Origin of the sequence: Achromobacter sp. RW408 (genome assembly GCF_003184165.1) — a bacterium.
GTDB classification, from domain to species: Bacteria; Pseudomonadota; Gammaproteobacteria; order Burkholderiales; family Burkholderiaceae_B; genus Achromobacter; species Achromobacter xylosoxidans.
This window is the reverse complement of record NZ_QHHO01000022.1, coordinates 165,273-175,305: the sequence shown is the minus strand read 5'-3', so window position 1 is coordinate 175,305 and position 10,033 is coordinate 165,273. Positions and strand designations below refer to the sequence as shown.

Sequence of the window (10,033 nt, the reverse complement as noted above, 5' to 3'; positions counted from 1 at the left end):
GAAACCATGCAGTCCACCGCAGCACCCGCCCTGGCCCCCGACGCCGCCCGCGCCCGCGCCATCTACGACCTCGGCCACAGCACCGTCTTCGCCTCGCGCACCGACCCGCGCTTCTCGTACTGCATGTACGTCCCCCCGCATATCGATCAGGCCAAGAACCCCATGGAGCTGGTCGTGATCATGCACGGCACCGGCCGCGCCTTCGTCGAATACCGCGATGCCTTCGCCGAATTCGCCCGCTGGAACGACTGCATCGTGCTGTGCCCGCTGTTTCCCGTCAGCCCGCTCGGCGACGGCAACCGCGACGGCTTCAAGCAACTGCGCGAGGGCGACATCCGCTACGACCACATCCTGCAAGGCATGGTCGCCGAAGTCGGCGAGAAATTCGGCCGCGACTTCACCCGCTTCGCCCTGTTCGGCTATTCCGGCGGCGGCCAGTTCGTCAACCGCTACGCCCTGCTGCATCCCGAAACCCTGTGGGCCGTGTCGATCGGCGCGCCCGGCTCGGTCACGCTGCTCGATCCCGCCCAGGACTGGTGGGTCGGCGTGCGCGACGCCGAGGCCCGCTTCGGCAAGGGCGTCGACATCGACGCCCTGCGCCAGGTCGCGGTGCACATGATCGTCGGCAAGGCCGACCTGGAGACCTGGGAGATTACCCACCGCGAAGGCGGCAAGTTCTTCATGCCCGGCGCCAACTCCGCTGGCGCCACCCGTCCCGAGCGCCTGGAATCGCTGCGCCGCTCGTTCGAGGCCGCCGGCGTCAAGGCCGTGCTGGACGTGGTCGACAACGTGCCGCACGACGGCCTGAAGTGCGTCGGCCAGGTGCAGGACTTCCTGGCCGCCGAACTGCGCAAGCTGCGCAATGAATAACGTCGACAAGCAGACCGGCGGCCGGCGCGCCTGCGCCTGTCGGCCGCGATAGGAGAGGGCCATGTTGCGTTTCGCGCTATCCCGTATCGTCATGGCCATTCCGACACTGCTGATCGTGGCGGTGGCGGTGTTCGTCATGATCCGCCTGATTCCCGGCGACCCCGCGCAACTGCTGCTGGGCGACCTGGCCACGCCGGCGGCCCTGGCCGACCTGCGCGCGCGGCTGGGCCTGGACCAGACCTGGCCTACCCAGTTCGGCATCTGGTTCGGCAACATGCTGCATGGCGATCTGGGTTCGTCCATCAACACCGGCCAGCCCGTGCTGCCGCTGGTGTGGGACCGCTTCCTGATCAGCGGCCGCGTGGTGCTGGTGGCCGTGCTGTTCGCCGCCCTGGTGGCCGTGCCCGCCGGCATGATCGCCGCGTGGAAGCAGAACAAGGCGCCCGACCTGATCCTGGTCGGCGCCGCCACGCTGCTGGTGTCCATTCCTACCTTCTGGCTCGGCCTGCTGCTGCTGATCTTCTTCGGCTTGAAGCTGCAATGGCTGCCGGTGGTGGGCTACGTGTCGATCGGCGAAGACTGGAAGGCCGGCCTGCTGTACCTGGCCATGCCGATCCTGACGCTGTTCCTGCACGAGATCGGCGTGCTGATGCGCATGGCGCGCGCCAGCACCCTGGAAGTGCTGCGGCTGGACTACATCACCCACGCCCGCGCCAAGGGCCTGTCGGAATCCGCGGTGCTGATGCGCCACGCCTTCCGCAACGCCTTCGGCCCCACCTGGACCCTGATCGGCCTGGTGCTGGGCAACCTGCTCGGCGGCATCGCCGTGGTCGAAACCGTGTTCACCATTCCCGGCCTGGGCCGCCTGCTGGTGGACTCGATCTTCGCCCGCGACTATCCCGTGATCCAGGGCTGCCTGCTGTTCGTGGGCGTGATCTACGTGATCGTCAACCTGCTGATCGACCTCTGCTATCCCATCTTCGACCCGAGAGTGACCGCCGAATGAAAAAGCGAATTGCAGCTAACGCGCTGGTGGGCGGCGTGATCGTGGCGGCGATGCTCGTCGCGGCCATCATGGGCGCCTTCTGGACGCCGCACGACCCGCTCAAGATCAACTTCGTGGCGCGCCTGAAGCCGCCCGGCGGCGACTTCCTGCTGGGCACCGACGAGTTCGGCCGCGATGAACTGTCGCGCCTGCTGGCCGGCGCCTCCAGCAGCGTCTGGATCAGCCTGCTGACGGTGGGCTTCGCCATCGTCGCCGGCACCATCGTCGGCACCCTGACCGGCTTCGTGCGCGGCTGGACCGACCGCATCATCATGGCCTTCAACAACGCGCTGCTGGCCTTTCCCGGCCTGTTGCTGGCGCTGGGCCTGCTGGCGGTGGTCGGCGCCAACAAGTACGGCATCATCCTGGCGCTGGGCCTGGCCTATACGCCGTCGGTGACGCGCATCGTGCGCGGCACGGTGCTGTCGCTGCGCGAGAAGGAGTTCATCGAATCCTCGCGCGTGCTGGGCAACTCCGAGATCTACACCATGGTGCGCCACGTGCTGCCCAACTGCGTCGCGCCGTTGACGGTGCTGGCGACCTCGATGTTCGGCTGGGTGATCCTGGCGGAAAGCGCGCTGTCCTTCCTGGGCCTGGGCGTGCCGCCGCCGGCGCCCACCTGGGGCAACATGCTGGCCGCCGCCCGCCCGTTCATGGCGCAGGCGTCGTACCTTTCCATTCTTCCCGGCCTGGCCATCGCGCTCGCGCTGCTCGGGATCAACCTGCTGGGCGATGCGGTGCGTGACCGTCTCGATCCCCGCATGAGGGGCGTGCAATGAGCGCACTGGTAACCGTATCGAACCTGTCCCTGACCGTCGGCCGCGGCGGTCGCGAGATCGTCGGCGGCGTGTCCTTCGAGGTGGCGCCGGGCGAAATGGTCGGCATCGTCGGCGAGTCCGGCAGTGGCAAGACCCAGGCGGCGCGCGCCATCATGGGCCTGACGCCGCCGCCGCTGGTGGTGGCCGGCGGCTCGATCCGCTTCGAAGGCGTGGAAGTCACCCAGGCACGCCCGGCCGCGCTGCGCAAGCTGCGCGGCGCGCGCATCGGCATGGTGTTCCAGGAACCCATGACCTCGCTCAACCCGTCCATGCCCATCGGACGCCAGTTGGACGAAGGCCTCAAGCTGCATCGCCGCGACCTGTCGACCGCGCAGCGCCGTGAACGCATCCTGGAGATGTTGCGCCGCGTCGGCATCCGCGACCCCAAGGCCGCCATCGAGGCCTGGCCGCACGAGTTCTCGGGCGGCATGCGCCAGCGCATGATGCTGGCCTCGGTGATGCTGCTGGAGCCGGCGCTGCTGATCGCCGACGAGCCCACCACCGCGCTCGACGCGGTGGTGCAGCGCGACGTGCTGGAACTGATGGTCGACCTGACGCGCGAGCACAATACCGCCGTGCTGATGATCAGCCATGACCTGCCGATGGTGGCGCGCTACACCGAGCGCATGGTGGTGATGCAGCACGGCAAGGTGCTGGAAACCGGCACCACCGCCGGCATCCTCGAGCGCCCGCAACATCCCTACACCCGCAAGCTGCTGGACGCCATGCCGCGCCGCCTGCCGGCGCGCGCGCCGATCCAGGAAGCGCCCATTGTCGAGGTCCGGAACCTGGTGGTCGACTACGCCGGCCACCAGCGCCTGTTCTCGCGCACCGGCGCCAAGCGCGCGCTCAACGGCATCGACCTGCACGTCAAGCCGCGCGAAGTGGTGGCGGTGGTGGGCGGCTCGGGTTCCGGCAAGACCACGCTGGGCCGCGCCATCGCCGGCCTGCTGGCGCCGACATCAGGCCAGATCCTGTTCCGCGACCAGCCGGTCAGCCGCCGCTCGCCGGCCTGGCGCGACTACCGCCTGAACTGCCAGATGGTGTTCCAGGACCCATACTCGTCGCTCGACCCGCGCATGACCATCGGCCAACTGGTGGGCGAAGGCCTGCGTATGCTGGTCGACATGCCGGCGGCCGACAAGCGCCGCCGCGTGGACGAGGTGCTGGCCGAAGTTGGCCTGGGTTCGGAATACGCCAAGCGCTTTCCGCACGAACTGTCGGGCGGCCAGCGCCAGCGCGTCGCCATCGCCCGGGCGGTGGTGCGCCGGCCGTCCTTCGTGATTGCCGACGAGCCGGTGTCGGCGCTGGACGTGACGGTGCGGGCGCAGGTGCTGGACCTGTTCGCCGACCTGCAGGAACGCCACGGCTTTTCGTGCCTGTTCATCAGCCACGACCTGGGCGTGGTGGAGCAGGTGGCCGACCGGGTGGTGGTGATGCGCGACGGCGGCATCGTGGAACAAGGCTCGCGCGACACGGTGTTCGACCGGCCGCGCGAGGAATACACCCGCAGCCTGCTGTCGGCGATTCCGGCCCTGGAATCGACCGAAACCGGCGGCGTGCGCCTGCGCTGGCGCCTGGACCAGCCGGAGCCCTCGCGGGCCATGGCCTGACGGGGCGGGGCCGCGCCGCGCGGGCTTACCGTTGCGGCGCGGACTTACGCATAAAATACGCGGTTTGGATTAGATTCACGGGAGTGGTCCATGCCGAAAGCGGCGGCGACACAGCCGGGCCTGGTTGACCGTATTGCCCTGGATATTCAATCGGGGGTATACGGCCCTGGCGCATGGCTGAAACAGATCGACCTGCAGGAACGCTACGGCGCCAAGCGCCTGGACGTGCGGCGGGCGCTCGACCAATTGACGGCCAAGCGGCTGATCGCGCACATCCCCAACCGGGGCTATCACGTCTACACGATGGACCCGGACCAGCACCTGCAGATCCGCGACATCCGGGTGTTGCTGGAAACCGGCGCGGCGGCGGACCTCATGCCGAACGTCACCGCCGCCAAGGTGCGCGTCCTGCGCGCGCTGGCCGAGCGCTTCGCCAAGCTGTTGCAGGACGGCACGCTGCTGGAACAGTACGAGGTCAACCTGGCCTTCCATGCCGGCATGTACGACATGTGTTCCAACCGTGAACTGGCCGCCCTGATCCAGGAAACCCGGGCGCGCGGTCCGGCGGCGCCAGCCAAGGAATGGGTGACGCGGTCGCGCATCGAGATCTCGGCGCGCGAGCATTTCGACATGGTCGACGCGCTGGAAGCGCGCGACGTCAAGCGCCTGCAGAAAATCATCGCCCAGCACGTCGGCCAGGACATTTCCTGACCCGACAGCGCCCGGCACGCGCGGCGGCCTTCCTGCAAAGGAGGCCGCCGCGCTCGTTTTCGGGCCGCTTTCAGGGATACCCCGGATACCGCGACCGGCGCAAGCCTTCATAATGGGCAGCTATTTTTGGCGCCAATATAGTTATGAATCCGGCGTCGCATGCCCCCGGGGGAGTTCCTGCAATGCACCACCATCCTGTTTCCCGCGCGCTCGCGCTCAGCCTGGCCCTGGCCGCCGCGGGCGCGGCCCAGGCCGCTACCCTGACCATTGCCCAGCCGGCCGACATCCGCTCGACCAATCCGGGCGTGAACCGCGACAACACCACCGACGGCGTGGTGCTGAACATGGTGGAGGGCCTGGTTGGCTACCGGGAGAATGGCACGGTGGCGCCGCTGCTGGCCAAGTCGGTCGATCTGTCCGAAGACGGCCTGACCTACACCTTCAAGTTGCGCGACGGCGTCAAGTTCCACAACGGCGCGCCGTTGACGTCGGCCGACGTGCTGTGGAGCTGGCAGCGCTACATGGATCCGAAGACGGACTGGCGCTGCCGCAGCGACTTCGACGGCCGCAACGGACTGAAGGTGACGGACGTGTCGGCGCCGGACGCGCAGACGGTGGTCATGAAGATCGACCGCAAGTCGGCGGTGTTCCTGGATTCGCTCGCGCGCACCGATTGCGGCATGACGGCTATCTTGAGCAAGGATTCGGTCAACGCCGATGGCTCGTGGAAGCAGCCGGTCGGCACCGGTCCGTACCAGTTCAAGGAATGGAAGCGCGGCGAGTACGTGTTGTTGACGGCGTTCAAGGATTACGTGTCGCCCGGCGCCGGCGACAAGCCGGACGGCTACGTCGGCGCCAAGCGCCCGCTGGCCGACGAGGTGCGCTTCCTGGTGGTGCCGGACCCATCGACGGCCAAGGCCGGCCTGGTGTCGGGCGCGATCGACGCCAGCCAGATCACCATCACCGACGTGGCCGAGCTGAAGAACAATGCGGCGGTGTCGGTGATGAGCCCGCACGACGCGACCAAGCACACGCTGCTGTTCCAGACGCAGGATCCGGTGCTCAAGAACGTCAAGCTGCGCCAGGCGATCGCGGCGGCGCTGGACATTCCGCAGGTGGTGGCGGCGGCTTCCGAGGGCCTGGGGCAGCTGAACAATTCGGCGGTGTATGCCGGCTCGGCCTATTACCAGGAAGCCGAGAAGCGCACCTACAAATACGATCCGGCGCGCGCGCAGCAGTTGCTCAAGGAAGCGGGCTACAAGGGCGAACCGATCGTGATCTACGCCAACAAGCGCGCGCACGTGCCGAGCTATCAGGTGGCGGTGATCGCGCAGGCGATGATGCAGGCGGTGGGCATCAATGCCAAGATCGAGGTGCTGGAATGGGCCACGCAGCTGGACCGCTACAACACGGGCAAGTACCAGATCAGTTCGTTCACGTTCTCGTCGCGCATCGATCCGGCGCTGAGCTTCGAGCAGTTCGCGGGCGACAAAAGCAAGCAGCCGCGCAAGGTCTGGGATGATCCAGCGGCGCAGAAGCTGATCGACGAGAGCTTCCTGGAGTCGGATCCGGCGAAGCGGCAGAAGTTGTTTGACCAGCTGCATGCGTTGATGCTGGAGCAGACGCCTTTGTTGGTGCTTTATAACGGGGCGGATGCTTGGGCGACCAACAAGCGGGTGCAGGGGTTTTCGGTTTGGGAGGGGAAGCCGCGGGCCTGGGAGACTAAGATCGTTGGCAAGTAAGTCGCTTTTTTCGGGCGGTCTCTTTTTGGGGCCGTCCGGGGCGGCGTTGGCCTGGCGTGCGCGGGGCTACGATTGCGGTCCGGAGCGTTCGCTCCGGACTTCCCCTTCGTCATCTTCGTCACAGCCTGCGGCTGTTCCTTCAGATTCCCTCGGGCGCATCTACACGCCCCGCGCACGCCAGGCCAACGCCGCCCCGGACTCCACCGTTGAAGCTTGACGGTTGCCGGGGTGGTTTTTTTTGCTCGGGGTTCCTGGATGCAACGGAGGGTGGGGGCGAGTCTTGCGGGGCCCGCGCAAAGGCGGCCGCGCGGGCGGCCTTTTTGAGCTTACGTGGTGTCTTGCGGTTGGGGTTGGCGCTGCGCGTGGGCTGCGGCTGCCGCTGTTTATTTGCAATGCAAAGAGGCCGCTTTTCGCGGCCTCTTTGCTTGGCGTTGCGCGGGCTACTTCGCCACGCGTTCCACTTCCCAGGCGCGCGGCTTCTTGACGGCCCAGGGGGTGTAGCCCTTGATATCGCTGCGGAAGGCGCCGATGTCCAGGCCGTTGTAGAGCGGGATGCTGGGGACGTCGGCCAGGAACAGCTTGTGCAGCTGGTCGAAGGCGGCCTGGCGCTTGGCGTGGTCGGTGTCGACCGAGGCGGCGTCCAGGAGCTTCTGGGCGTCGGGGTTGTCCCAGACCTTGCGCGGTTGCCTGGCCTTGTCGCCGGTGACCATTTCGTAGTTCAGCGCCGCGTCCAGGCGGGCGGAGTACGGGAAGGTCATCATCTGGTAGGTGCCGGCGTTGTAGCGGTCGAGCTGGGTGGCCCATTCGGACACGGACAGCTTGGCGTTGATGCCGACGGCCTGCAGCATGGCCTGGATGATGACGGCGGAGTTGTACGACTGGGGATAGCGCTTGGTGGTGATCAGTTCGATCTCCTGGCCCTTGTAGCCGGCTTCCTTGAGCAGCTTCCGGGACAGCGCGGGGTCGTATTTCCAGCCTTCCTTCTGCGTCGCATCGTTGTACGGCGAGACCAGCGGGACGATGGAGTTGTTGGGCTTGGCCAGGCCTTCGGTGACGGCGGCGGCCAACTGGTCGTAGTCGATGGCGTGGGCCAGGGCCTGGCGGATCTTGGGATTGGACAGCAGCGGGTCCCGGGTCTGCAGCAGCAACGCGGTCATGCTCATGACGGGCGCGTAGGCGACCTTGACGTTGGGGGTGCCTTGCAGCACCGGCACGTCGTTGTTGGAAACGTCCTCGATGATGTCGATGTTGCCGCGTTGCAGGGCGGCCTTGGCGGTGGAGTCGTCGGGCACGATGACGAAGCGCACTTCATCGACCAGGGGGCGCTTGGAACCGGTGTAGCCGTCGCGCTTGCCGTCGCGGTTGGCGTAGTCGGCGAACCGGGTCAGGCGCACGTATTCGCCGCGCTTCCATTCGGCGAAGGCGAAGGGGCCGGTGCCGATGGGCTTGTCCCAGGTGCCGTCGGCCTTGACCGAGGCTTGCTGCAGGATGCCGGTGCCGCCGCAGTCGGCGCGCGCCAGCGAGGCCAGGAACAGGCTGCTGGGTTTTTCCAGGTGATAGACCACGGTCTGGGCGTCGGGCGCCTCGACGCCGGTGACCTTGACGGTGCCGCGGCCATCGAATTCGCTGGCGCAGCGCCAGCCGGAGTTGGCGGCGGTGTAGTGCCGCCAGGTCCAGAGCACGTCGGCGGAGGTCAGCGGCGCGCCGTTGTGGAACTTGACGCCCTGGCGCAGCTTGAAGGTGTAGGTCTTGCCGTCGGGGCTGATGTCGATGGATTCGGCCAGCAGCGGGCGCACTTCGGCATCCTCGCCGTAGGCCACAAGGCCCTCGACGATGTGCAGCACCACCGCGTCGCTGTTGCTGTCGCGGTTCACGCCCGGCTCGGTCGAGCGGATGTCGGCGGTGAACGAGATGCGCAGCGGCGCCGGCGCCTGGGCGCAGGCGGTCCCGGCCAGCGCGCCCAGCGCCAGGGCAACCGCGGTATTCAGGAGTTTGGTTTTCATCGATGCGTTTCCACGGGTTGCATGGGCGGCCGGGCAGGCCGGCCGCCGCCAACGGTTCAAGGGGCCGGGAGCGTTCAGGCCGCGGCCAGCAGTTCCGGCTCGGCGTCCAGGCTGTAGCGGGTGAAGGTGCGATTCAGCGCCGGCAGCGGCGCCACTTCCATCAGGCCGGCGGCCGGCTCCATGACGACCATGGCCACCGTGGCCGACAGGTTGTCGTGGCTGCCGGGGCGCGGCGGGCGGCAGACCGAGTAGGGCGTGCCGAAGTCGTCGAACAGCGCGCGCTTGAGGTCCGCGCGCGTCAGCTTGTCCTTTTCGTTCAGCAGGCGGCGTACGCGCCAGTCGCGGTAGGCGCTTTCCGGAGTGCTGGCGCGGCCGGTGTCGCGCAGCTTGCCCAGGGCGACTTCGCTGACCCAATGGTTGGCGTGCACGATCAGGTCATCGGCGCCCGGGTAGATCGGGAAGGCTTCATCGGTGGTGCATTCGTAGTCCACGCCGAAGCCCGCGGCCATGCCGATCATGATGTTGTTGGAGCACGACTTCGGGGTGGTGCTGACGGCCTTGATGGCCAGCGCGAAGTGCTCCTGTTCCAGCACCTTGCGGCGGATCAGCGACAGCGGCACGCCGAGCTGGCGGAAGTCGCGGTCGGATTCCAGGTAGTTGGCGGTGATCGACACGCCGGCGCTGTTCAGGCCGCTGCGGGCCAGGCCGCCGGCTTCGACGAAGGTCAGGATGTCGGGACCGTTGTCGTTGCGCACGCGCAGCACGATGGCGGTTTCGGCGCATTCGGCGCGCCAGTCCCAGTTCTGGCCGTGGATCAGGCGGCCGTTGGCCGAGCGGGTCGGCAGGATCAGGGCGCCGGTGCAGCCGTCACCGGGTTCGAGTTCGGCGGCCTTCTTCTTTTCGGCGCGGGCCTTGGCGATGACTTCGGTGCGGGCGTTGACCATCACGATGTCTTCGAACGGCACGTCGGCGCCGGCGGCGATGCCGCGCATTTCCTCGAGGTAGTGCGGCGCGAAGTTCTCGATCTCGCGCGCGAAGCTCTCGATGAGGCGGGTGCGCGCCATGGCGTCGTAGCCCAGGTCGACCAGCGTCTGGCCGTACATGGCGGCGCTCTTGCGCACGCGGTCGGCAGCCTGCTGGCCATAGGCGCGGCCGCGGGCCTCGGGAGTACCGGATACCGATACGAACGGGAATTGGGTGATCTGGGTCATGAACGGATAGCGGCGCGAGG

Annotated in this window: 8 protein-coding genes; 6 read left to right on the top strand and 2 right to left on the bottom strand. The window is 67.5% G+C overall.

Annotated features, from left to right (window positions below):
- The first annotated feature begins 6 nt into the window (after positions 1–6).
- The 6 genes from DK459_RS03015 (at position 7) to DK459_RS02990 (ending at position 6,799) form a co-directional block, all read left to right on the top strand.
- Positions 7–870 carry a hypothetical protein gene (locus tag DK459_RS03015; protein WP_006389178.1) on the top strand — a complete coding sequence of 288 codons (864 nt, stop codon included), beginning with the start codon at positions 7–9 and terminating at the stop codon, positions 868–870.
- 61 nt (positions 871–931) lie between these two features.
- A complete protein-coding gene (locus tag DK459_RS03010; RefSeq protein WP_006389179.1) occupies positions 932–1,876 on the top strand; it encodes an ABC transporter permease in 945 nt (314 codons plus the stop codon).
- Complete coding sequence (locus DK459_RS03005; protein ID WP_024068057.1) at positions 1,873–2,694, top strand: ABC transporter permease; 822 nt, start codon at positions 1,873–1,875, stop codon at positions 2,692–2,694. Before DK459_RS03010 ends, DK459_RS03005 begins: the two co-directional genes overlap by 4 nt.
- A complete protein-coding gene (locus DK459_RS03000) occupies positions 2,691–4,346 on the top strand; it encodes an ABC transporter ATP-binding protein (RefSeq protein WP_054443122.1) in 1,656 nt (551 codons plus the stop codon). Before DK459_RS03005 ends, DK459_RS03000 begins: the two co-directional genes overlap by 4 nt.
- 90 nt (positions 4,347–4,436) lie before the next feature.
- Positions 4,437–5,057, top strand: coding sequence for a GntR family transcriptional regulator (locus DK459_RS02995; RefSeq protein WP_054448139.1), 621 nt, complete (start codon positions 4,437–4,439; stop codon positions 5,055–5,057).
- A gap of 182 nt (positions 5,058–5,239) precedes the next feature.
- A complete protein-coding gene (locus DK459_RS02990) occupies positions 5,240–6,799 on the top strand; it encodes an ABC transporter substrate-binding protein (protein ID WP_006389183.1) in 1,560 nt (519 codons plus the stop codon).
- Between the two features lie 440 nt (positions 6,800–7,239).
- Here DK459_RS02990 and DK459_RS02985 read toward each other — a convergent pair whose 3' ends face one another.
- Positions 7,240–8,802: an ABC transporter substrate-binding protein gene (locus DK459_RS02985; RefSeq protein WP_054499425.1), complete on the bottom strand. Its 1,563-nt coding sequence runs from the start codon at positions 8,800–8,802 to the stop codon at positions 7,240–7,242.
- 74 nt (positions 8,803–8,876) lie between these two features.
- Positions 8,877–10,013 (bottom strand): C45 family peptidase, encoded by a 1,137-nt coding sequence (locus DK459_RS02980; RefSeq protein WP_020924766.1) that lies wholly within the window; start codon positions 10,011–10,013, stop codon positions 8,877–8,879.
- Positions 10,014–10,033 lie beyond the last annotated feature (20 nt).